The 23,892-nt window shown below is 53.8% G+C and carries 20 protein-coding genes, 1 tRNA gene and 2 pseudogenes; 6 read left to right on the top strand and 17 right to left on the bottom strand.

The genetic code is table 11. The annotated features are described in order from the left end of the window. Positions 1 to 43 precede the first annotated feature (43 nt). Both ACEW72_RS04490 and ACEW72_RS04495 read left to right on the top strand, forming a co-directional pair. Positions 44 to 2,185: an EAL domain-containing protein gene (locus tag ACEW72_RS04490; protein WP_373475176.1), complete on the top strand. Its 2,142-nt coding sequence runs from the start codon at positions 44 to 46 to the stop codon at positions 2,183 to 2,185. After that, entirely contained in the window at positions 2,182 to 4,689 is a 2,508-nt protein-coding gene (locus ACEW72_RS04495; protein ID WP_373475177.1) for an ATP-binding protein, read from the top strand. Before ACEW72_RS04490 ends, ACEW72_RS04495 begins: the two co-directional genes overlap by 4 nt. Here ACEW72_RS04495 and ACEW72_RS04500 read toward each other — a convergent pair. The 3 genes from ACEW72_RS04500 to ACEW72_RS04510 all read right to left on the bottom strand — a co-directional run bounded on the left by ACEW72_RS04500 (position 4,682) and on the right by ACEW72_RS04510 (position 6,680). Continuing rightward, positions 4,682 to 5,620, bottom strand: a complete 939-nt coding sequence (locus ACEW72_RS04500) for a crotonase/enoyl-CoA hydratase family protein (protein ID WP_373475178.1) — start codon at positions 5,618 to 5,620, stop codon at positions 4,682 to 4,684. The genes ACEW72_RS04495 and ACEW72_RS04500 overlap by 8 nt on opposite strands. 160 nt (positions 5,621 to 5,780) lie before the next feature. Then, entirely contained in the window at positions 5,781 to 6,503 is a 723-nt protein-coding gene (locus tag ACEW72_RS04505) for a polysaccharide biosynthesis/export family protein (protein ID WP_373475179.1), read from the bottom strand. A gap of 87 nt (positions 6,504 to 6,590) precedes the next feature. Continuing rightward, a tRNA-Ser gene (locus ACEW72_RS04510) sits at positions 6,591 to 6,680 on the bottom strand. A gap of 131 nt (positions 6,681 to 6,811) precedes the next feature. On the opposite strand from ACEW72_RS04510, the gene hspQ reads away from it, so the two are divergent. Continuing rightward, positions 6,812 to 7,162 (top strand): heat shock protein HspQ, encoded by a 351-nt coding sequence (gene hspQ, locus ACEW72_RS04515; protein ID WP_373475180.1) that lies wholly within the window; start codon positions 6,812 to 6,814, stop codon positions 7,160 to 7,162. On the opposite strand, the gene ACEW72_RS04520 is transcribed toward hspQ, so the two are convergent. From ACEW72_RS04520 to ACEW72_RS04550, 7 genes and pseudogenes are all read right to left on the bottom strand, one after another. Beyond that, on the bottom strand, positions 7,156 to 8,175 hold the full coding sequence (locus ACEW72_RS04520; protein WP_373475181.1) for an SO2930 family diheme c-type cytochrome: 1,020 nt from the start codon (positions 8,173 to 8,175) through the stop codon (positions 7,156 to 7,158). The genes hspQ and ACEW72_RS04520 overlap by 7 nt on opposite strands. Further along, positions 8,175 to 9,380 (bottom strand): parallel beta-helix domain-containing protein, encoded by a 1,206-nt coding sequence (locus ACEW72_RS04525; RefSeq protein WP_373475182.1) that lies wholly within the window; start codon positions 9,378 to 9,380, stop codon positions 8,175 to 8,177. The genes ACEW72_RS04520 and ACEW72_RS04525 overlap by 1 nt, the downstream gene beginning before the upstream one ends. 71 nt (positions 9,381 to 9,451) lie before the next feature. Next, complete coding sequence (locus ACEW72_RS04530; RefSeq protein WP_373475183.1) at positions 9,452 to 10,165, bottom strand: aspartate/glutamate racemase family protein; 714 nt, start codon at positions 10,163 to 10,165, stop codon at positions 9,452 to 9,454. An 82-nt stretch (positions 10,166 to 10,247) separates the two neighbouring features. Further along, positions 10,248 to 11,687 (bottom strand): annotated as a pseudogene (locus ACEW72_RS04535) (NAD(P)(+) transhydrogenase (Re/Si-specific) subunit beta). Between the two features lie 3 nt (positions 11,688 to 11,690). Then, entirely contained in the window at positions 11,691 to 11,972 is a 282-nt protein-coding gene (locus ACEW72_RS04540; protein ID WP_143775446.1) for an NAD(P) transhydrogenase subunit alpha, read from the bottom strand. A gap of 10 nt (positions 11,973 to 11,982) precedes the next feature. Further along, complete coding sequence (locus ACEW72_RS04545; protein WP_373475184.1) at positions 11,983 to 13,113, bottom strand: Re/Si-specific NAD(P)(+) transhydrogenase subunit alpha; 1,131 nt, start codon at positions 13,111 to 13,113, stop codon at positions 11,983 to 11,985. A 1-nt stretch (position 13,114) separates the two neighbouring features. Next, positions 13,115 to 13,237, bottom strand: a complete 123-nt coding sequence (locus ACEW72_RS04550; protein ID WP_373475185.1) for an aa3-type cytochrome c oxidase subunit IV — start codon at positions 13,235 to 13,237, stop codon at positions 13,115 to 13,117. Between the two features lie 157 nt (positions 13,238 to 13,394). Here ACEW72_RS04550 and ACEW72_RS04555 point away from each other — a divergent pair, with 157 nt between their 5' ends. Beyond that, positions 13,395 to 14,822 carry a sigma-54-dependent transcriptional regulator gene (locus ACEW72_RS04555; RefSeq protein WP_373475186.1) on the top strand — a complete coding sequence of 476 codons (1,428 nt, stop codon included), beginning with the start codon at positions 13,395 to 13,397 and terminating at the stop codon, positions 14,820 to 14,822. A 47-nt stretch (positions 14,823 to 14,869) separates the two neighbouring features. Here ACEW72_RS04555 and ACEW72_RS04560 read toward each other — a convergent pair whose 3' ends face one another. The 6 genes from ACEW72_RS04560 to glmM form a co-directional block, all read right to left on the bottom strand. Next, the gene (locus ACEW72_RS04560; RefSeq protein WP_373475187.1) at positions 14,870 to 15,286 is read right to left on the bottom strand and encodes a DUF2177 family protein; all 417 of its coding nucleotides are present in this window, start codon (positions 15,284 to 15,286) and stop codon (positions 14,870 to 14,872) included. Positions 15,287 to 15,365: 79 nt separating this feature from the next. Then, the gene (folP, locus tag ACEW72_RS04565) at positions 15,366 to 16,457 is read right to left on the bottom strand and encodes a dihydropteroate synthase (protein WP_373475188.1); all 1,092 of its coding nucleotides are present in this window, start codon (positions 16,455 to 16,457) and stop codon (positions 15,366 to 15,368) included. Next, positions 16,454 to 17,584, bottom strand: a complete 1,131-nt coding sequence (locus tag ACEW72_RS04570; RefSeq protein WP_373475189.1) for a site-specific DNA-methyltransferase — start codon at positions 17,582 to 17,584, stop codon at positions 16,454 to 16,456. The genes folP and ACEW72_RS04570 overlap by 4 nt, the downstream gene beginning before the upstream one ends. A gap of 220 nt (positions 17,585 to 17,804) precedes the next feature. Beyond that, positions 17,805 to 18,359 carry a ribonuclease HII gene (locus ACEW72_RS04575; RefSeq protein ID WP_373475190.1) on the bottom strand — a complete coding sequence of 185 codons (555 nt, stop codon included), beginning with the start codon at positions 18,357 to 18,359 and terminating at the stop codon, positions 17,805 to 17,807. Further along, positions 18,356 to 19,501: a bifunctional hydroxymethylpyrimidine kinase/phosphomethylpyrimidine kinase gene (gene thiD / locus ACEW72_RS04580; RefSeq protein WP_373475191.1), complete on the bottom strand. Its 1,146-nt coding sequence runs from the start codon at positions 19,499 to 19,501 to the stop codon at positions 18,356 to 18,358. The genes ACEW72_RS04575 and thiD overlap by 4 nt, the downstream gene beginning before the upstream one ends. Further along, entirely contained in the window at positions 19,498 to 20,838 is a 1,341-nt protein-coding gene (glmM, locus tag ACEW72_RS04585) for a phosphoglucosamine mutase (protein ID WP_373475192.1), read from the bottom strand. Before glmM ends, thiD begins: the two co-directional genes overlap by 4 nt. 97 nt (positions 20,839 to 20,935) lie before the next feature. Here glmM and ACEW72_RS04590 point away from each other — a divergent pair, with 97 nt between their 5' ends. Continuing rightward, positions 20,936 to 22,189, top strand: a complete 1,254-nt coding sequence (locus tag ACEW72_RS04590) for a dicarboxylate/amino acid:cation symporter (protein WP_373475193.1) — start codon at positions 20,936 to 20,938, stop codon at positions 22,187 to 22,189. Continuing rightward, positions 22,167 to 23,161: pseudogene (locus tag ACEW72_RS04595) on the top strand (aldo/keto reductase). The gene ACEW72_RS04590 and the pseudogene ACEW72_RS04595 overlap by 23 nt, the downstream one beginning before the upstream one ends. 39 nt (positions 23,162 to 23,200) lie before the next feature. Here ACEW72_RS04595 and ACEW72_RS04600 read toward each other — a convergent pair. After that, on the bottom strand, positions 23,201 to 23,878 hold the full coding sequence (locus ACEW72_RS04600; protein WP_373475194.1) for an NnrU family protein: 678 nt from the start codon (positions 23,876 to 23,878) through the stop codon (positions 23,201 to 23,203). Between the last annotated feature and the right edge of the window lie 14 nt (positions 23,879 to 23,892).

Genomic DNA, 23,892 nt, shown 5'->3' on the forward strand with positions numbered 1-23,892 from the left:
ACCCTTAACCAATCCTTGAGGTTCTCCAGCTAACGCGAGAACCATGCTAGCGCGCATAGTCATAGTTGATGATCGTTCGACCAATTTGCGCGTTTACGCGCAATATGTCGCAATGATGGGTCCGGAATATTCCGCTAAATGCTTTCACAGCGCTGTTGAAGCATTGAAATGGCTTGAAACCGAACACGCCGACCTTCTTATCGTTGATTATCGTATGCCCGAAATGGACGGCGCTGCGTTCATTTCCAGATTCAGGGCACGAACCGTTGGCGCACATATTCCCGCGATTATCATCACGGCACGGCAGGATCGGGAATGCAGGATTAGCGCATTGGACGCGGGCGCAACCGACTTTTTGCAAAGCCCTGTTTCGCACGTCGAATTCCGTGATCGGGCGATCCTGTTGCTTGGCCAATTTCAAAAGCAGCAAGAACTTAAGCAATCTTTAGCGTTAAATAACCGAACGGCAGAAGGCGACGACAGCAACGAGCCTGCCGGAAAATCCATGCTCGAACAGATTATCGACACTACGCCAATTCTAATCAACGCAACTGATCGCAACGGAAAGTTCCTGTTTTTAAATTCTTATCAAGCAGCATTATTTGGTCGTGATCCCGAAGAATTGGTTGGTCATCCAATTGCCGAAATATTGCCTCCGGAAGTCGTTGAACGCGAGCAGCGCCGGAATAATGTCATTCTGGAAACTGGTATTTCAATCCCCAATTATGAAGAAAAATTTGTAAGCGAAGACATCGAGTTAACCTTCCATTGCAACAAATCACCTTTGTTAAATAAAGATAACCAAACCATCGGCATATTGACGACCGGGCTGGACATAACCGCGCGCAAATTTGCCGAAGAACACCGGACGCATCTCGCTTTACACGATATGTTGACGGGCCTTCCCAACCGAACTTTGCTGTCCGAACGGATGCGAAGCGCGATTGATGATTGCAATACGACCGGCAAAGGTGCCGCGTTGCTGTTGCTCGATTTGGATCGCTTCAAAGTCATCAACGACACAAGGGGGCATCAGGCAGGCGACATGTTGCTGCGCCAGGTTGCAGAGCGCCTGAGCGCCGCATTGGACAAGAACGGGTTTGCGGCCCGCATTGGTGGCGACGAATTTGCTATCGTCATGCAAAATCTTGAAAGTCAGGAACAACTGGTTGCTTGTTGTTCGAAACTGCTAACCCACATTGGTGAGCCTTATTCGGTTGGTGGCGTTGAACAGTTGATTGGCGCTAGTATCGGCATCGCGCTGATTCCTGACGATGGCGATTCATCCGATGAGTTATTGCGACTAGCCGATCTTGCGATGTATGAAGCCAAATCATCCGGGCGAAACAGATTCTGCTTCTTTTCCCCCAGAATGAACCAAATCGCACAATTGAATGCCGGTGTGGAAAGTGACTTGCGCGATGCGCTTGCTCACGAACAATTGTTTTTGGAATATCAGCCTATCGTCGACATCGGGACCGGAAATTATGTCGGTCTCGAAGCGCTTTTACGGTGGCAGCATCCGGTTCGCGGACGTCTTGTTCCTGCGGATTTCATTCGTGTTGCAAATGACTCCGGCCTGATTGGCAATATCGGTCAATGGGTAGTCAACCAGGCGTGTAAACAAATTTCTTTGTTCGCACAAAAAGGAATAATGCTTCCACCGGTTGCCGTGAACGTCTCACCCAAGCAATTTCAATACAGTAATATGAGCGCGGACATATTGGAGAATGTTGCCAAATACAATATTCCGTCCGGCAAGCTCGCAATCGAAATTACCGAAGAGCTTTTGCTGGAACATAATCAGGAAGTTCGTGACCAATTGATGCAATTGCGGGCCGGAGGGGTCGGAATTTCAATTGATGATTTTGGAACCGGCTATTCATCATTGCAATATTTGCGGGACTTGCCGGCATCACGCCTGAAAATCGACCAGACGTTTATTGCACGCATTGAATCCTCTTCTGCTGATCGTGCGATCATATCCACAATCGCGCATTTGGCCCATGCGCTGAATATGCGCGTTGTCGCCGAAGGTGTGGAGAATGAAGCGCAATTCGCTTTGCTTCGTGCATCGGGTTGTGACGAGGCTCAGGGATTCTTTCTGGGTCGCCCCTTGGGTGTGAACGAGCTTCAAAATCTATTTTCCGGAAATTCATCGCAAGTTGAAACAGGCGCACAATGAAGGCCTATTTCAAAAAGCTTCGCGGTGATCTGAGCCCGGAACAGGAAATATTACGCAACCGCCTCGTAATGGGCGGTACATCGGGCATCGGGTGTTATCTGTTTGCGTTCGACGCGATCATATTCTCGGCATTTTTTGCATATCTGTCATGTAACGCTGTCCTGTATGCCATGCAGAAACGGGATATCAGGCGTCCCGAAGAACGCTGGTTCGCCGCGATCACAATGGATGTGATGATGGCTTTTACCGTCATGCTGCGCGAACCGGAGCATATGTCGATATTCTATCCCATAATTTTGTGGATGATATTGGGGAACGGCTTTCGATACGGAGTAAAATGGCTTTTTATCGCAGCGATATTGTCCACCATAACTTTCGGGCTTGTCGTCGTATCGACCACATATTGGCAGCAGAACGCATTTTTGGGTTATGCACTGACCCTCGCATTATTGGTAATTCCGGCATATTGCTCGACGCTGATCCGCAAGATATCCCACGCCAAAGAACAAGCCGAAATGGCGAGCAAGGCAAAGAGTTATTTTCTGGCCAGCGTCAGCCACGAATTGCGGACTCCGCTGAATGCGATCATTGGGTACGGCAACCACTTGCGGAATTCCGATATGCCGCGTCCTCAAAAGGAAATGATTGAAGCCAGCGTTCTTGCCGGCGAACATCTTTTGCACCTAATTGAACAGTTGATCGAAGTCGCCAAAACAGGCACCGGGTCGGCACAAGTAAAAACGTCGGCGTTCCGTCCGACCGAATTGCTGACTGAAATCCGCAACATCATGGCCGTCCGGATCGAGGACAAGGGCCTTTCACTTCACTTGCAGGCCGAACCGCTATCTGATCGCCTTGTTGAGGGGCCTACCGATGTTCTGCGTAACATCTTGCTCAATCTCGTCGGCAATGCCCTAAAATTCACAGAAGCGGGTACCATCGCCATCCACAGTGGCTTTTCATCCGAAGCCGGCAAAGATCATATCTGGTTTTCGGTCAGCGATACCGGCATCGGAATTGCCGAAAATGCCATCGAGCGGATATTCCAGCCGTTTCAGCAAGCCGACGAAACGGTGTTGAACCGCTTTGGCGGGACCGGCCTGGGCTTGGCAATATGCAAACAGCTTGTCGAGCAAGTAAACGGCCGGATCTCGGCCGATAGCCATTTGGGACGCGGCAGTACCTTTTTAATCAAAGTCCCCGTAAATCTGGTCCCAATCGAAGAAAATGAATGGGTATCTGGCACAAGCGATATTGTACATATCATCTCCTTTGGCAATATTGCGCCGGAATTGCTGGTCGAGGCACAAACGGCTGACAATTTCATTTTGCGGCATATCAATTGCGCGACACCCGACGAATTGGCGACGATGATCGCCGATAAGGGGCTTCGAAATTATAAAGTTGCGTTGATATCGCAAGATCTTGCGCGGCAAATCGAACCGGAAAGCGCCATTTGGGACTTTTTTGCAGAAGCCGAAATCGCGCCGGTTCTGGTGTCTGACGACCGAGACGTCGATTTTGAGGAGATCGCCCTGCGCGCTGCATTCGCGTCGATCTTGCCCGCCGCCCCTAACTTTGCCGAATTGCGAAGCGCAATCAGGATCGGCTGCTCTTTTGCAAGGCAGTTCAAGCCCGCCGAAGAAAACGCCGTTCCGGAAAAACCGCATTACCACCCACGCAGAATACTGGTCGCGGATGACAACCGCACCAACCGGAACGTACTTGGGGCAATATTGGGCTCCGCCAATCATGACGTGACGATGGTCACCGATGGCGACGAGGCACTGGATGCATTGGAAAATGGGCAATTCGATATATTGTTGCTCGATATAAACATGCCGCGCTTGAACGGCATTGATGCCTGCATGATGTGGCGGCAGATAGAGGGTGGCCGCCAACATTTGCCGATTGTCGGCGTTACCGCCGATGCAACCGCCGATACAGAAATCCGCTGCAAAAAAGCAGGTATGGATGTGCGGATCACCAAGCCGGTAGATGCCAAGCTATTGCTGGCAACAATTGAAAATCTGTGTGCGCCATCGCCGCAAGGACTTGCCGCCATTGAAAATTCGGGACCTGATCCGATGAATGTGGTGGTTCCCCTCTCGACTGGAATATCGCGCGATTATCAGGCGATAGACCCCAGCCAGATTGAATATCTACGATCGATCGGAGATGAGGTTTTCGTTTCTGGAATGATTGATGGCTTTTTTGAAGATACCGAACAAACGCTCGAACCCTTACGTTTGTCCGTTCACGACGCTAAAGTGCATGATTTCAGATTTTGTGCCCATGCCATAAAAAGCTCGAGCAACAATATGGGAGCAAAAAAGCTGGCAGAATTGTGCAGCAAGCTAGAGCGCGTTACAGAAGCGGAATTTGACGAAAACCGTTTTCAATATCTTGAAAAAATTGAGCGTGAACTCGACCACGTGCTCGATGCATTGAAGGCAATCAGCGGTGACCAATTCTACGACAAAATGTCCGGCTCAATCAGATAGCGGCCTTCAAACTCCGCTGAATGCGTCGTTCCTGTGCGTCTGCGAGCCGTTCCATTTTGCGAACATCTGCCTCCGTCAAGGTCATGGCCGTTTCTGCCCAAATGTTGGTTATCCGCAACAATTCTTCCAATTCCACCGGATCGGCAGCCCGGCGTGCCAAATAGACAGCCCGCTCCGCCGCAAATCGTGCACGGCCTTTCTGACAATATTCTACAATCGCTGCTTCGCCCTGCCCATCGTCGACAAGGATATCAACGATGCCGAGTTCGTATAATTCCTCTGCGCTGTGAATTTTGCCTTCCAGAATAAAGCTTTCTGTCTTTTTCCGACCGACCCGCCGCAGCAGAAAACTATATGCCCCCATCCCTGGAAAAAGATTAAATATAATCTCGGGTAGCCCCATCCGCGCGCTACGCTCGGCTACGAGAATATCGAATGCAAGCGCATGTTCAAATCCGCCACCCAATGCATCACCCTGAACCAGCGCCATCGTGATAATCGGTGCGCCAAAGCTATTGGCATTTGCATATTGCATTCGCACACACGTTTCCGCGTAGCTTCGCATTGCAGCTAAATCACGGTTGCGGATGCATTCGGCAAAGTGACGCAGGTCGCCGCCTAAATTATAAATTCCAGGTGTTTTGGATCCGCATACAAAATATCGCAAATCATCATGCGCATTATTGGTTGGCATCGTGTAATTATTGGCGACCCAATCCTGCACCTGCTGAATTTCCGCGCCTAGGCTATATGTGTAGCTCGGCCGACCGGTCTGATCCATGAAGCACCAGAATATCTTGTCTTCACGATCATGTCGCAGCGAAATTTCCCGAAAATTTCGTTCGGTTATAGGAACACCTAAAAAACGTTCCTGCAACGCGAGCGCCGGATTTTCATTTGCGCCTTCAACAACGCGAGAGTGGAATGCCATAAAACCCCCGATAAATCAGTGTCCGGCCACCCCAACCAGAGCCGTTGCATAGCATAAATTTCTAAACTGCAAGATGAAATATTATCCACAGCGTATATAATTTTCGGGTGTTGAATATTGTAAAGGTTGTCGATTTCAAACTCTGTTGATCGGTATAAGATCAATTAGTGGTCAGAACATACACCAGCGGTGTCAGCAACGTTGGCGCAATTTGGAGCGCGTCCTTGAACAGACGCCGGGCTTGTGAATCGCCGACAACGACGACGTCGTTCGCAAAAACCTCAGGGTCATTATAAACCCCGCGGCGGATGGCTTTCAAATTGTACAAAGCCGCCATTTTCTGTCCGTTGACTGTGCGAAAGATGACGACGTCATCAAGCTTGGCAAATTCGGCCGTTCCCTTCGCAACTGCAACCGCACGCATCAGTGTCATACGACCGATCACGGGATAAAGTCCCGGTTCGCGTACCTGTCCATCGATCGTAACAACCTGACTGACTGTTTCCTTCAGATTGACGGTAACTTGCGGATCACGAACATATTGACCGCGCAACCGGCCTTCAATTTCTTCCTCCAATTCACCCGGCGTCTTGCCAGCAGCGGTAATTACACCGGCCAAAGGAAAGGAAATACGACCGCCCGCGTCGGTTTGAACCTCCTGCTTGCTGAGTTCTTCAATGCCGAAAACATCAATAGTAAGCTTGTCGAAGGGGCCAATGAGATAAGGCCGATTCTGCTCGAACAAATCAAGTCGTGTTGGCTCTGGCAAAACTTCACCATCCACGACTTTAATGTCCGAAACACTGTTTGATCCACCCAACTGTGAACCTCCGCAAGAAGCCAGAGCAAATGACATGGCAAGCAGCAAGAATCGGTAACGCATTTGTTTATCCCAGAATTTATAAGCCGCCGTGCTAGCGAACACCGTTTATTAAAGCCACCACTTTTGGTTTTCATTCACCAATGCAAATGGCGGAGAGATAGGGATTCGAACCCTAGGTACCCTCACGAGCACGCCGCATTTCGAGTGCGGTGCTTTCGACCACTCAGCCATCTCTCCGCAAATCTGCAAGGCTGGTCAGTGCCGCAAAACGGCGCGCCTCGAAGAATGAGCGGGGCCATTAACCGATGTTTTTCCCTTTGCCAAGCGCCAAGGTTGATTTGCTCGCGTAATGCGCTGATATGAGCATCATGAGTACCAAAGTTTTGATTCCCGAAGTGGCGATTGCCCAATTTGCGATTGGTGATGTCGTTCGTCATCGTATTTTCGATTTTCGCGGCGTTGTTTTCGATATTGATCCGGTTTTTTCAAACAGTGAAGAATGGTATGAGTCCATTCCCGAGCCGGTGCGACCTTCAAAAGACCAGCCTTTTTATCATCTTTTCGCAGAAAATGCCGACAGCAGCTATATCGCCTATGTCAGCCAGCAAAATCTGTTGGCAGATAATGCACATGGACCATTAACGCACCCTGGCATACAGGCCGTTTTCGAAGGATGGACTGGAACCCGGTACGAAATGAAAAGGCTGATGCGTCACTGAACAGACGGCGGCATTGCCGCTATCCAGTCTTCCAGCAATTTGACACCCTCTTCATGATGTAAAGATCGGCCTAGCTCGGGCATTGCGATTCCTGAATCGGTACTTTTCATCCGTGCAACCAGGATAGATCGTTCGGGGTGTCCTGCCTCTATAATGAAATCGAGATTGCCACTGGCACGTCCTGCCGCAACGGGCCGTTTGCCGATACCGATGGCGGCTGCATCGGTGGCGGAACCGTCAAGAAACAGACCACTATTGCTCGCCGCCCCTTTGGGAGCATGACAATGCCCGCAATTCACTTTCAGATAATATTGGGCGCGCTCTTGGACATTTCCTGAACGCGCATCGTCCCACGCGGCCCATTTGTCCAGTTTTGCAAGCTGCGGATTTGCTTTGGTGAAACGAGCCGCGTCCAGCGCTGTCGGGAACTCCATATTCTGCCAAATGGGTCCAATTGGCACTATTTGTTCAGCCGATGAATGACACTGTTTACACTGGTTTTTATTAGGAACTGCATAGCTGATCGACAGTTTTTTCCCTTCACGGTCAAAGCTAACCGGTATGCGTGTTCCGCCTACGCGAAGATCTGCATCACTGCCATCGGCACGCCACACATAAGGAAGCGCAACCCAACCATCGGATTTATGCAGCAATATGCGGGTTTCCAGTACAGTCAGCGCACCTGTTGCAGAGTCTGAATATCCGAAGTTTTTTACAAGCGCCGACCCGACGGGAAAAACCAACCTTCCGTCTTTATCCGCAGTTACCAATGCTTCAGCAGGCACATAGATAAACCTTTGCTTTTCGGCATAATCCGAAAACAATGGGGTCCGAAGCGTATAGGGTATTAGCTTCATCGAGGGATTGGCCGCATTGCCTTCAAAAAAACCGAATGCAGATAAAGTCGCCGGATTTTGCAAGCCGGTAATCGCCGTATCTGAAATATCCGGGTGCGGCGCTGATATTGCAACGGCGGTTGCGAAACACGCCACAAACGGCAACAGCAATCGCATTAACGGACCGCCGCTTCCATCGAATCCGGCAGTTTAATTGCAGGCAATGCCGCAGGACGTGTGGTCGAGACAGCGAGCGGAGTGGGCGTTGCCGTTGCCGGATCAGCCAAAATGTCGGTCAAACCGAGCGAAAGCGCAGCTACCGTGTCTGAAATAACCGGCGCTTTGGAAGGGCCACCGGCACCATCCCAGAAAATAGCGGGAAAATTTCCGCCCATGGCTGCGGCAATTTCAGCGCCGCCGCGAAATTTGGGGTCCCAACCGGCGCGGCCGTGCTGATTATCCCAAATTACCACATCGCGGGGCAACGGATCATATTTAGCGTCATTGTGCGGGAAACGGTAACCGACCACCATGATGTTCGTCGTGCCATTGTCACCCAGAACATTATCGAATATTTCGACATTGCGATTGGCCATAACCATGACGCCTGTTCCGGTCGGAACATTTGCCACAATATTTCCCTTTGGTGCAAAATTCGGCGTCATATTGTCGACGATAATATTGTCGAAAATCCGGACATTATGGCCACCCATTTGTGGCAAATTTGGAAGATCAAATACCAATACGCCGCCCGTATTGTGCGTGGCTATGTTATCGTGAACATCGGCGTCAAAGCTGTTTTCAATTTCGATACCGGCGACATTTTCGGTTGCGATAGATTCCCTGACAATGATGTTGCGTGATTGTCCGACATAGATACCCGCATCCGATGCGCCGCGCACAACAACAGAGTCGATAAGGACATCTGTGCTTTCAACGGGATAGATGCCGTAGGCTCCATTAGTTTCTTTCGGCCCACCTGTCCATTCCACCCGCAATTTATGATAGACAATCCGGTCAGCACCCTTGGATTTGATGCCATCGCCCTTGCTGTTTTCAACACCGAAATCACGCAAGACCACATCATCTGATGTGACCAAAAGTGCCTCACCCGCGCCTTGTTGTCCTGAAAAATCGAGGGTCGTGAGCTTGGCACCCATTCCCTTAACCGTGACTTTGTTCACATCAAGAGACAGGCCATCGGAAAGAATAAACCGCCCCTCGCCTAGTTCTACAACATCGCCTGGCTCAGCTGTTATAAGCGCTTCTTGCAAACGCGCCTGCGCGCCATCTCCGGGCGCGACAGCGATAGTTTTCGCAAACGCAGGTTGAACAAGCGCGCAAACTGCAGCGCCAACGATTCCAATATTTCTAATCCTCATGCCGCCAAGATGCCTCATGAAAATCAAAAAGCCAAGGGAGATTAGAGAGTCGCCGAAAGGCGCGCTTCAACTCAGCGTTGGGGACTCTCCCCAACATCGCCCAATATCCAGTCAACGCCTGCATCTGCATGAATTTCTGTGCTGTCATAAATGGGAAGAACATTGGCCTTGGTGTCGACGATCATGCACAATTCGGTGCAGCCCAAAACGACCGCTTTTATGCCTTCCTGGTCGATTTCGGTGATGATGGTTTTCAAGGTGCGCTCGGACTCCCGCTTCACTTGCCCAAGCATTAGCTCGTCATAAATGATCCGGTCCAAATCTTTCACATCATCCATTTCGGCCGGCATCAACGTGACGCCATGCTTGACAAGGCGTTGGCGATACCAGTTTTCGGCCATCACATTTGCCGTCCCCAGCAAGGCCGCCGACTGGACACCGTCAGTCTTCATTTTTTCTCCCACGGCATCGGCAATGTGAAGTATGGGAATAGCGATAGATTGTGCGACGCGATCATACACTTTGTGCATACTGTTCGCGCCGATTAAAATTGCGCTTGCCCCAGCTTTTTCAAGCCGCTGTGCCGCTTCAATAAGGACATTGGCGACATGATCCCAGTCCTGCTCGCTGTTGGCCTTGGCAATATCGCAGAAATTCAGGCTCTCGATTATCATCGGCGCATTACACGAGCCGCCTGTCCGTTTTAAAACCTGCTTGTTGATCCGGGCATAATAGAACTCGGTTGAATACCAGCTCATGCCCCCGATAAGTCCCATTTTTAGCATATCAGTACCTCTTTACGAAATCAAAATGCCGCCCCGAATGGTGTCGAGGCGGCGCTTTTGACATTCGTTAGCGTGAAGTGCCCTAATGCTGCAAGGCTTTGACGATATCCTCGCACATCTTCTTCGCATCGGCGAGCAACATCATAGTCTGGTCCATGTAGAAAACGTCATTATCCACGCCAGCATAACCCACGCCGCCCCTCGAGCGTATTACGAAAAACACAGTCTTGGCCTTTTCGACATCGAATACCGGCATCCACTAAATCGGCGACGTTTTATCGGTTTTCGCGGCTGGATTGACCACATCGTTCGCGCCGATGATGAAGGCAACATCAGCTTGTGCAAATTCGCTGTTGATATCTTCCAGCTCGAAAACCTCGTCATACGGAACCGAAGCCTCAGCCAGCAGCACGTTCATATGCCCAGGCATACGGCCAGCAACCGGATGAATGGCGTATTTGACTTTCACGCCCTGTTTTTTCAGGACATCAGCCATTTCGCGCAAGATATGCTGCGCCTGCGCCACCGCCATGCCATAGCCTGGAACGATGATCACGCTTTCCGCCTGTTGCATCATATACGCGGCATCTTCGGCCGATCCCCGTTTCCAGGGGCGCTGTTCTTTTGCTTCGCCGCCCGCAGCCGACGCTTCTGCCCCGAAACCGCCAGCGATCACGCTGATGAAACTGCGGTTCATGGCCTTGCACATGATATAGGACAGGATAGCGCCCGACGACCCGACCAATGCACCTGTTATGATCATCGCAGTGTTATGAAGCGTAAAGCCCATCGCCGCCGCTGCCCAGCCTGAATAGCTGTTGAGCATCGATACCACGACCGGCATATCCGCTCCGCCGATTGGAATGATGAGCAAAAAGCCGATCAGGAACGACAAAGCAGCGATGGTCCAGAATACCCAAGGGCTTTGATCTATTGTGAGATAACCCACCAGCCCGATAATCGCGGCAAGCGTTCCAAGGTTGATGATATGGCGCAAAGGCAAGATGATCGGCGCGCCCGACATTTTTCCGGCGAGCTTCAAAAAGGCGATTACCGACCCCGAAAATGTGATTGCACCAATTGCGACACCCAAACCAAGTTCAATCGCACTGGCAAAGGCAATAGGGTCTCTTCCCGGTGCGGTAATGAGCGAGTTGCTTGCGTCAACGATGCCAAATGCTTGCGGGTTCAGATAAGCCGCCGCGCCCACCAGAACTGCCGCCATTCCGACAAGCGAGTGAAACGCCGCCACCAGTTGGGGCATATCGGTCATGGCGATGCGGCGGGCAATGACCCAGCCAATGCCGCCGCCGATTGCGATAGCGCCCAAAATCTCTGGCAGCGATGCAACTTCGTGCGTCACCAACGTCGTACCAACCGCAATCAACATTCCGGCCATCCCAAAGCGGTTGCCGCGCTGTGATGTTGCAGGTGAGGAAAGCCCACGCAGCGCTAGGATAAAGAAAACGCCGGAGATCAGATAAGCAAGCATAACCCAAGCAGGGGGAGCAGCATGTTCCATGACTTAGCGCTCCTTTTTCTTGTACATCGCGAGCATTCGCGCGGTCACGGCGAAACCGCCAAATATGTTCACGCTAGCCAAAGCCACAGCAATCAGGCCGAGCCATTTGGCGCTTGGTGATCCTGCCGCGGCCGAAGCGATCAGCGCACCGACGATAATGACCGAAGAAATCGCATTGGTTACCGCCATCAACGGCGTGTGCAAAGCGGGCGTAACTGACCAAACGACATAATAGCCCACAAAACAGGCCATCACGAAGATGGATAAAATTGAAATAAAGTCCATTATGCCCCCCTCACGCCAAAAGGCGATCATTCACGACTTTGCCATCCTTCGTCAGTCGGATTGCTGCGGTTATTTCGTCATCATCCGGCAAAACCGGTCTTCCCGCTTCCTTGTCCCAAAAGGCGGATAGAAAATTGAACAAATTGCGGGAAAACAGCGCGGAAGTATCCGCCGCCAGATGGGCGGGCGTGTTGGCATAGCCGATAATCTTGACGCCATGTTTGACGACAACTTCGTCAGCCTTGGATCCTTCCACATTCCCGCCTTGCGCGACCGCAAGGTCAAAGATCACGGAACCCGGTTTCATTGTCGCGATCTGGGCATCCGATACCAGCCGTGGCGCAGGACGCCCTGGGATCAACGCCGTGGTGATGACAATATCCTGCTTGGCGATATGTGCGGATACCAGTTCGGCTTGGGCCGCTTTATACTCATCCGACATTTCGGTAGCATAACCGCCCGCGCCTTCGCCTTCGATACCGGCAACATTGTCAACGAAAATCGCTTTTGCACCCAGCGATTCAATCTGTTCTTTGGTTGCCGAACGCACATCGGTCGCAGAAACCTGTGCGCCCAGACGCCGTGCCGTAGCGATGGCCTGCAAACCTGCAACGCCAACACCCATGATGAAAGCCTTGGCGGCGCTAACGGTACCTGCCGCAGTCATCATCAACGGAAAAGCACGACCGTAAACCGAAGCAGCTTCGATAACAGCCTTATATCCCGACAGGTTGGACTGAGAAGACAAAATATCCATCGATTGCGCGCGGGTGATGCGGGGCATGAATTCCATTGCCAGCGCCTCGACACCTGACTTGGCATATTCATCGACGCGCGCGCGTTGGCCGAACGGGTCAAGCCCCGCAACCAGCCACGCACCAGATTTCATGCCCTTCAGGGATTTCGGGTCCGGCCCCTGCACGCTAAGGATGATATCGGCATCTTTCAACGCCGCACCTTCTGTGCCGACTGAAGCCCCCGCCGCCGCATAATCGGCATCACTGATCGAAGCGGATAACCCTGCCCCGGCCTCAACCGCAACGGTTGCTCCAAGTCCAATATACTTCTTCACCGTTTCAGGTGAAGCAGAAACCCTCGTTTCGCCGGAAGCGGTTTCCTTTAATACGGCGATCTTGACCACTTCAGGCGATTATCAAAATGACTAGGGCAACGACTACTACCGACGCAATGGTTCCCCATTTGAACAGGGTGATAAAGCCCTCGTAGGTGTCTTTTGCCGGACCGATATCCTGATTTCCTGCCATTTTCGCCTCCATCTGTACAGTTTCTCTGTTTCAGTCCTTAACCGTTGTATTCCATATGCTCAAGTCGGAGCGCCAAAGAAAATATGTTCCATGCTTAATCGGCTCTTTACTCATTTGCGTTACCACAACTTTCCTTGAACCCGTTCATGGATGGCGAATGTTAGAACCGGAAACCCGCTTATTGATGCTTGTCGATGACGAGCCTGCCCAATGCAGGCTGGTCTCGGCTATTGCCTCACGCGCAGGCTGGCGAACTGTTTTTGCCCGTGATGCCGAAACCGCAATTGCCATGCTGGGTACGCAAGATGGCATGATGCTGGACGCCATCATATTGGATCAATGGGTACCTGGATCGGACGCTGCGGTGCTGATTGCCGAGCTTAAGTCCCGGCGCCCCGCGCTTCCCATCCTGTTAATGACCGCTATCGGATCCACCGAAGCCGCGATCGATGCGATGCGAGCGGGGGCTTCGGATTACATTATAAAACCGGTCGCCGCCGAGAGATTGATCGCCGCGCTTAGCTTGGCTTCGGACAAAAGCAAAGAATTTGGGGAGCTTCAACCGCTCACCGAAAAAATCACCCAGCCTTTGGCATTTGAAGAAATTATCGGTTCTGCACCGGCATTTCGTGCCGCTCTTGCTATCGCTGCAAAAGCCGCGCGCAGCCGCGCACCTATCTTTATTGAAGGGGAGTCAGGCGTTGGCAAAGAAGTGGTCGCCGATGCCATTCACGCCGCAAGTCCCCGATCGAAGCTGCCGTTGTTGAAGGTAAATTGCGGTGCGATCTCGCCCAATCTTCTTGATTCGGTATTATTCGGACATGAAAAAAATGCCTTTGCGGGTGCTTTTGACCGCAGGGTCGGCATATTACAACAAGCCGAAGGCGGTGCCGTATTCCTCGATGAAGTTGATCATTTGCCGCAAGAAACGCAAGTCCGGCTGGTTCGCCTTCTCACCCAGAATGAAATTCAGCCATTGGGCGCGGCCCATAGCTTTCGTATCGATGTGCGCCTCCTATCCGCGAGCAATTCAAATCTGGCCAACAAATTGGCCGAGGGCGAGTTCCGCGAAGACCTGTTTTACCGGCTGAATGTCGTGCAACTCACCATCCCGCCTTTAAGAGAGCGTACCAGCGACATTCCTGCACTCGCCCGTCACTTCCTAGGACGGCTCGCAAGTCAGCCGGGGCTGCGTAGCCTTGGCATTACCGATGAAGCACTGACCGTGCTGCGAGGTTATAGCTGGCCCGGCAATGTCCGCCAGTTGCAAAGTGCCCTGTTCCGTGCCGCCGTCCTGTGTGAACGCGACGCGCTGACACCCGAGGAATTTCCCCAGATTTCAGCAGCCGTAGGCGTACCCGGCAATGGTGGCTCCAATGGAGCAGGCGCGAATGACGGCATTGGCGTGACGCTATATGAAGCCGACGGCAATATGCGGCCATTGGAAGAGATCGAAGCCGACGTCATCCGCCTTGCCATTGGCCATTATCGCGGTCGCATGACCGAAGTAGCACGCCGGTTGCGGATAGGTCGGTCTACGCTATACAGGAAACTGGCCGATCTGGGGATCAGCGACGTCGCTTGAGTTGGGCGTGTTACGACAGCATTAGGGACTGCCCCCATACCCTTCTCTCAATTCTTCCCCAAAATCGCGGTCGTTATCCAATATCCGACAACCGAGGCCGACCCCGTCAACACGGTGCCCCATATGATATCAAGCACGGTCACCTTTGTGCTCCATACTTTCATAGTCGCGTGGTTTGTCAGATCATAAGTCATATAACAGAAGAAACCGAGCAACGCGCCCCAGAGCAAGGCGGTCTGCCATTTTCCGCTGAGCAGCGCGGGGCCGACGGCAAAGATCATCATGCCCAGAATATAGAGCAGATAGAAGACAATGGCCGGCCCCAAGCGGAAGCCGTTTTTCATCATCAATTCGCCAATTTCGGGTTGGTACAATCGAGTGTACATCGTCCGGAGCCAGAAACTGTCGATCACGGCAAAGGCAATTCCGGTGGCGATGTAACCGACGATATATTTGGCAATCATGGCGTATCCTTTTATGAGCTGTGCTTCACAGTGTCGGCCTAACGCGGCATCAGATCAATGCAGTTAAAGCCCTGTAAAGTTAAGCCCTTGCCGTCAAAGCCGCGTCGCGAAGCCCGCGCCAAACCTGAACAGCTTGAACGGTTTCAGCGGCGTCGTGGACACGGATGATATGTGCGCCCTGTTCCACCGCTTTCATCGCAAGGAAAAGCGATCCGCCGAGCCGTTGTTCCACAGGCGCTTCATTTGAAAGCGCGCCGATCATCCGTTTCCGGCTGGCCCCGAACAGGATCGCACAACCCAGCCCATGAAAAACCGACAGATTGTTGATCAGCGACAAATTGTCCGTGAGCGATTTGCCAAAGCCGATGCCCGGATCGACCAATATTTTGTCACGCGATATCCCGGCGGCCTCGACGGCCTCGATGCGTTCTTCCAGCCAGTCGAAAACGTTCGTCACAACGTCATCATAGTCACCGCCCTTATGCGGGTCTGTGCCGTGTCCGGGTGCGTGCATCAGGACGACAGGAACGTTGAGGGCCTTTGCCACCTCCAACGACCTATCATCGAACAGCAGAGCCGATATATCATTTATCATCGCCGCGCCTGCCGTCACTGCGGCGTCCATGACCGCTGCTTTACGCGTATCGATGGATATGGCGGTTCCCGAAGTTGCCAAGCGGCGTATCAGCGGTTCGACCCGCGATATTTCTTCGCCTTCCCAAACCAACGGCGCGCCGGGACGTGTGGATTCCCCGCCTATATCAATGATCGCGGCACCGGCGCTCGTCATCGCGAAAGCTGCATCCACGGCGGTTTCGATATCGGCATTTTTACCGCCATCCGAAAAACTGTCCGGCGTCATGTTGATGATGCCCATCACCTGCGGCTGGTCGAGACGGATAGTCCGTTCCCCCAGTTGCAGGGTGGCGCGTGGCGAAGTCAGGCGGGAGTAAAGCTGGTGGCATCGTGTCTGCTTGTCCGCAGAAATTCCGGAGAGGAATTGATCCCATTGCCGCATATCGACCAGGTGTCGCTCGGTGCCCGCACCACTGCGGTCAATAACCTCGATTTGCGAGAACCACAGCATAGTACCCGCTAGCCGAACCGCGGCCCCTTCATGGCGCTGCGGACTTTCAACGAAACCCGTGGGGCGAAGGTAGAGATCGATCACGGTTCAGTGGCAAGAAGATAGGTTTGGCGCAGGTCATCGATCGGCTTCATCGCGCCATCGGTTGCCTCATAATGCCAATAGGTCCAGCCATTGCAACTCGGTGCATTCTGGATCGTCGAGCCTACCTTGTGGATCGAACCGTCGACGGCCCCGCAAGCAATAGACCCATCGGCGCGCACTATGGCTTCGAACTGCCGCTTGCGGTCGAACAGCTTTGCGCCGGGGGTCAGATATCCCGCCTCGACCAATTGCCCGAAGGCGACTTTGGGTGCGGCCTTGGGTGACTGCATCGTCTTTAATGCGCTTTCATCCAGCGGCAGTGCCGCGGCGATCCGCTCCTCGGCGACTTCGCAATAAATGTCTTCGCGCTCGCATCCGATCCAGTCCCGACCCAGACGGCGCGCCACTGCGCCTGTCGTGCCGGTCCCGAAAAACGGGTCGAGCACGACATCACCGGGCTTTGTGCAGGCCAAGAGTATGCGGTACAACAATGCCTCGGGCTTCTGCGTCGGATGGGCCTTCGTCCCGTTGCGCTTCAGCCGTTCCTGGCCACCGCAAATCGGGATCAGCCAGTCCGAACGCATTTGCTGTTCGTCGTTCAGCGTCTTCATAGCGCGATAATTGAATGTGTATTTCGACTTCTCGCTTTTCGACGCCCAGATCAACGTTTCGTGCGCGTTGGTAAAGCGGGTGCCTTTGAAATTGGGCATCGGGTTCGATTTGCGCCAGACGATGTCATTCAATATCCAGTATCCCGCATCCTGCACCGCCGTGCCGACGCGGAATATATTATGGTAACTGCCAATCACCCAGAGCGAGCCATTGGGCTTCAATATCCGCCGCACCTCGGCCAACCACGCGCGGGTGAAGGCGTCATAGGTCGCAAAGGTGTCGAACTTGTCCCAATCATCGTTGACCGCATCAACTTTGCTATTATCGGGACGCAACAGGTCGCCGCCGAGTTGCAGATTATAGGGCGGGTCAGCGAAAACCATGTCGATGCACGCATCGGGCAACGAACGCATCGCTTCGATGCAGTCCATTTTCAAAATCTGGTTCAAAGGTAAATCGGCCATTGGCGCTGCGGTCTTAACCGTCGCTGGCCGAATTTTATCAATGACACCCATATTCGATACTCCCGAACCCTGTTTAGACCGCAGTGAGTCGCGATAGGGTTAACGTCAAGGTTGTTAACCCGTCACGACTCGCGGACATAGGCTCAGGAAATGCCCTATCTGGCGGGAACGAAAGGAGTCCGACACAAGATATAGAGTCTGCGGATTCCTGCGGGACTCAACGGGTAGTGGTGTTGCGCGAAGGACTCACATCGCAAGATTTTACATTCCGTTACACCAAAATCATCTGGGCGACGGGTGCGAAACTTCTTCGGTGCATTGGCGTTGGCCCCAATCTCCGCAAAGCCTCCATATGGCTTGCCGCGCCATATCCCTTGTTGGATGCCCAACCATAGCCCGGGAAATCCCGGTCCGCGTCGACCATGATACGGTCGCGATGTTCCTTGGCAATGATGCTAGCCGCCGAAATACAAGGGTGGATCGCGTCTCCGCCGATTACGGCCTGCGCCCGATAGTCCCATTTGGGCAAGCGGTTGCCGTCCACCATGACAAGCGAGGGGGCAATCGACAGCGCCTCGACCGCCCGGGTCATCGCCAGCATCGTCGCTTGCAATATGTTGATCCGGTCGATTTCCTCTACACTGCACAAGCCGACGGCCCATCGGCATTTGGCCTTTATCTGCTCTTCCAATGAAGCGCGTTTCTTGGGCGAAAGCTTTTTGCTGTCATCCAGCCCGGCAATCCCCTCCTTACACAGCACCACCGCAGCGGCCACAACGGGCCCTGCAAGCGGACCGCGCCCGGCTTCGTCAACGCCGACAATCATATCCGCCAGGCTGGATAGCGCCTGTTTTCGCCTGCGCTGTAAAGGCACACCATATTGCCCGCCGGATCAAGTAACCGCGCTTCACGCCAGCCCCAGTCTTCGTCCTGCGGCATTTGGTCGAACATATAGCCCTGGCTCACCAATTCAGTGACCCAAGCGTCGAGCCGTTTGCTTTCAAAATAGACCACGGTCGATGTCGTGCATTCGTCATTCCGGTGGATCGAAAAGGTCACGCCATTGGGCATTTCGAAACGGGCGTAGCCATTCTCCGGACTGTCGACAATTTGCTGCAAACCAAGCGTGCTATAGAAATCAACCGACGCGCCATAGTCACGGCAGCCGACCGTAACCTGATTGAGCGAAGGCCCTGCGACCATCGCATCTTCGCGAACCGATTGGTGACCCATCGGCCCATGCCCTTGCCCAAGCCCGGGCGCATCATGCAAGGCAAGGCGCACAAACAGGCGCGCCCGTTCAATAGCGGGAACCAGATCCATCCCCTGCCCCAACCCCGTTGCGATGGCCGTGGCAAGCGTGCAACCCGTGCCGTGCGTGCTGCGTGTCGCGATCCGTTCGTCGGACCAGCTGACACATTGCTCGGCGGCCAGATGGAGTTCGTCGATAATCAAATCGTCGTCCGAATGCCCGCCCTTGATCAGCAAAGGTATACGCCGCGACAGCAAGGCATTCTTGCCGCCCAATGCCGCTAGCTCCGGCAGATTGGGCGTGGTGATGGTGGCAAGCCGCATCAGCCGTTCAAATGCGGAAATCGTGTCAGCATCCGCCAGAACCGCACCGCTGCTGGCGACCATGACCGGGTCGAATACGATCGGGCACGATAGTTCGGCAAGACTATCCGCAACGGCATGGGCAGTATTGGCGTTTCCGATCATGCCGATTTTGACGGCATCGACACCAATATCGCTGACCACCGATGCGATCTGGTCAATGACCATTTCGGTTGGCACCATATGGACCGAGTCCACGCCCAAAGTGTTCTGCGCGGTGATTGCGGTAATGGATGTCATCGCATGGCCGCCGAGCATTGTGACGGTCTTGATATCCGCCTGTATCCCCGCCCCGCCGCCGCTGTCCGAGCCAGCTATGATGAGGACGCGGACAGGCTTGCCGTCTTCTGTCACGCCGCCGCAGCCTTCACAGCTTCGCAAATCGCATCGACCAGCTTCTCGACTTGCGCCGCATCATCGCCTTCTGCCATGACCCGGATAACTGGTTCGGTCCCGGACGGCCGAATGACCAAACGGCCTTTGCCCGCAAGCTCGGCCTCCGCCTGCGCGATCACGGCCTGCACCGAGGGATGGTCGAGTGGCTTGCCGCCAGAAAAGCGGACATTTTTCAAAAGCTGCGGGACGGGGTCGAACAGGTGCAGCACTTCGCTGGCGGGCTTGCCGCTTTCGACCAACTGCGCCAAAACCTGAAGCGCGGCGATGGTTCCATCGCCAGTCGTGGCATGGTCGAGCAAGATCATATGGCCCGATTGTTCCCCGCCTACATTGATGCCGTGGTTTCGCATTTCTTCCAAGACATATCGGTCACCGACCTTGGCGCGCACCAGTTTGAGATGCTGGCTTTCCAGATAGCGCTCCAGCCCGAGATTGGACATGACGGTGGCGACAATACCGTCACCCGTCAACCTGCCCGCCCGGCTCATCGCTGTGCCGAGCAACGCCATGATCTGGTCGCCGTCAACAACCCGTCCTTTTTCATCGACAACGATCAAGCGATCCGCATCGCCATCCAGCGCAATACCGATATCCGCACCTGCCGAAACCACCGTTTCCTGCAAGGTCGTGACATGGGTCGAACCGACCTTGTCGTTGATGTTTTTACCGTTGGGGCTAACGCCAATCGGCGTGACCTGCGCCCCCAATTCCCATATGGCCGTGGGTGCGACCTGATAAGCCGCACCATGGGCGCAATCGAGAACAACGTGCAAACCGTCAAAGCGGATATGTTCAGGGACAGATGCCTTGACCGCATGGATATAGCGGCCCCGGCTGTCCTCGATCCGCCGCGCCCTGCCGACGTCAGGGGCATTGGCGAGTTTGGACGGCTGGTCGAGCAAGGCTTCAATGGCGATTTCATCCGCATCCGACAGTTTGAAACCATCCGGACCAAACAGCTTGATCCCATTATCTTCATAAGGATTGTGGCTCGCCGAAATCATGACGCCCAAATCGGCCCGCATGGACCGGGTCAGCAGAGCGACGGCAGGCGTCGGAATGGGACCGAACTGGACCACATCCATGCCCACGCTAGTAAATCCGGCGACCAGCGCGTTTTCGATCATATAGCCTGAAAGCCGCGTATCCTTGCCGATCACAACCCGATGCTTGTGTGCGCCGCGCAGGAAATGCGCGCCTGCCGCTTGCCCGACCTTCATCGCCATTTCAGGCGTCATTGCGCCAGCGTTGGTGCGGCCTCTAATCCCGTCGGTTCCAAAATATTTACGCGCCATTATGTTTCCTGAGCATGTTATGGATTTCCAACAAAAAACTGCACCCGCCTTCCCTCTCCCTTGCATAGGGGGCGGCAGGCTGGCAAGACTTCTCGTCATGTCTAACGCAACACGTATTCTTATCGCCCTCATTGCCGGTCTTTTACTCGGCATCCTGCTTACCGCGCAAATACCGGCGATGGCCAAACAGCTCGATTATGCGTTCGATATCATCGGTACATTGTGGCTGAACGGGCTCCGCATGACGGTTGTGCCGTTGATCGTCGCGCTGGTCATAACCGGCATCGTCAAAAGCGCAGAGGCAGCCCGCGCTGGCCCCATGGCCGCGCGAACTGTTAGCTGGATTGTGGTGATGATGGTTTTGTCCGCAATAATGGGCGCGATATTGACACCGACATTCCTAGCGCTCGTCCCGATGCCGCAAGCCAGTGCGGATGCCTTGCGCTCCGCACTGACCACCGCTGCCGCGGTTGGGGAGCAACCCGCTTTGCGGGACTTCATCGTCGCCCTTATTCCGACCAACGCCATCGCGGCGGCGGCCAGTGATTCCATCCTTCCGCTCCTCATCTTCACGATGACGTTCGCCTTTGCCATCACGAAACTCGCGTCCGAACCGCGTCAACAAATGGCCGGGTTTTTCAGCGCACTCGCAGATGCTATGGTGATAGTCATCGAATGGGTGCTGAAACTGGCACCCATTGGCGTATTCGCATTGGCCTTTGTAGTGGGCGCACGATCCGGCTTTGCCGCGCTTGGCGCTGTTGTTCATTATATCGGCATCGTGTCGATGGTCGGGATTGTCGTCGGCGCCTTTGCCTATCCCGTCGCTGTGTTCGCCGGAAAAATCCGCTTCAGCGACTATATGCGGCAGATCGCGCCTGTGCAGGCGTTCGCTGTTTCGACGCAATCCTCCCTCGCCAGCCTGCCGTTGATGTTGCAAAAGGCCGAAGCGCTGGGTGTGCGGGAATCGACGGCGGGGCTTGTGCTGCCCATGGCGGTCGCTTTGCTTCGCGTCACCGGGCCGGCGATGAACCTTGCCGTCGCGCTTTATGTCGCCAATTGGTTCGGGATTGAACTGGATGCTTTTGACTATGGCTTTGCCATTTTCATCGCAGCGTTGACGTCAATGGGCGCGGTAAGCCTGCCCGGTACGGTCAGTTTTGTGACCTCCATTGCACCGATCTGTTTGGCCTTGGGTATTCCGGTTGAACCATTGGCCTTATTGATCGCAGTCGAAACCTTGCCGGATATTTTCAGAACGACAGGCAATGTCCAAATGGACGTCGCGCTCGCCACCGCCATTGAGGCCCCCGAAAAGGAGAAGTTGGATGCAGTACCGCACTCTGGGTAAGGATCTAAAGGTCAGCGCCATTGGCGTTGGCTGCATGCCGATGGTCAAGGGCGGCAATATCACTTATGGTGACGACGCCGACCCTGATGAAGCCATCAAGACCATTCACCGCGCCATCGACCTTGGCATTACCTTTTTAGATACGGCCCAAATTTATGGTCCCTTTTCGAATGAAGAACTGGTGGGCGAGGCCATTAAGGGCAAACGGGACGGTCTGGTCATTGCCAGCAAATTCGGGTTCAAATTTGACGGTGGCGATATTGTCGGCGTCGATGGATCAGCCGCAAATGCGAAGTCGGCGGTCGAAGGAACCCTGAAGCGGCTCGGCATTGATTGCCTCGACCTCTACTACCAACACCGCGTCGACCCCGCCGTACCGATCGAGGAAACAGTCGGGGCCATGGCGGACTTGATTACCGAAGGCAAATCAAGCATATCGGTCTATCCGAAGCCGGGCCCGAAACATTGCGCCGTGCCGCTGCGGTCGCGCCGATCTCTGCCTTGCAAAGCGAATATTCGCTTTGGGAGCGCGAAATTGAAGACGAAATTTTACCCACCTGCCGCGAACTCGACATCGGCTTTGTGCCCTATTCCCCCTTGGGACGCGGCTTTCTAACCGGGTCGATCCGCAGCCTTGACGACCTGCCCGATAATGACTGGCGGCGGCAAGACCCGCGCTATCAAGGCGAGAATTTCGCCACCAATCTGAAACTTGTCGATATCGTCGGCGAGGTTGCATTGAAACATGCCGCATCCAACGCGCAAATCGCCCTTGCCTGGTTGTTGGCGCAAGGCGACGACATTGTTCCCATTCCAGGTTTCAAGCGGCGCGCTACCTTGGAAGACAGCGCAAAGGCAGCCGATGTAACGCTGGATCAAGACGACCTCGAAAAATTGGAAAAAGCCGCGCCCCGTGGTGGCACGGCGGGTCCGCGCTACGGCGAGCGCGGCATGAAAATGGTGAGGTTGTAAAGGCGACGGGGACTGTCCCCAACCGTTAACTGTTAGCCTCTACAACGAAAACCAGCGAAAGATACCTGCGCCACCAACACCCCAAAAGGGATGACTCCAGGTAGCCAGTACCCAAATTGCTGCTCCGGCAAGCCATGGTGCTGCGCCTATCCTCGGCAAAGCCGTCAATTGCAGGGCAAAGCTTGTTCTTCGCAACCACGCTTGCCATACAGCACCCGTTAATTTCAATTTCTTGATTTCCTGTGCTTTTGCACCTGCAAGCGCAAGGAACAGGATACTGCCGGAAAAAATGAAATTGTCGATACGCGGTGCGACGAGGATATGGGCCATTGCCCACAAGGCAAATCCCCACATCATCGGATGCCGCGTCACCTTGAAAACACCCGACGGCGTTTGCGCGGCCATTGTGTCGGGCATACCGGGCAGAGACGGGTTGCGGACGAAAGATCCGGCGAACAAGATCGCCGCCAATAAGGTTATCACGCTGGCCACGGCCCAGATGATGTCCCCGACGGGCCAAAACATCTCAGCCTTTGGCGCGCGGCCAAATTCGACCACCATCCACACAAATAGCGCCAGTGATATCGCCGAATACGCAAGTAAAAATCCGTTGGCCCCTAGCCTCCGGACCATCGCGGCACGCCACGAGTGCGACATTAAAAAATGCGTTCCGACAAATGAAACACAGGCTAAAACGAGAAGCAGATATTCGTTCATTTCACAGTCTCCCG

Origin of the sequence: Sphingorhabdus sp., from assembly GCF_041737645.1 — a bacterium.
GTDB lineage: Bacteria > Pseudomonadota > Alphaproteobacteria > Sphingomonadales > Sphingomonadaceae > Sphingorhabdus_B.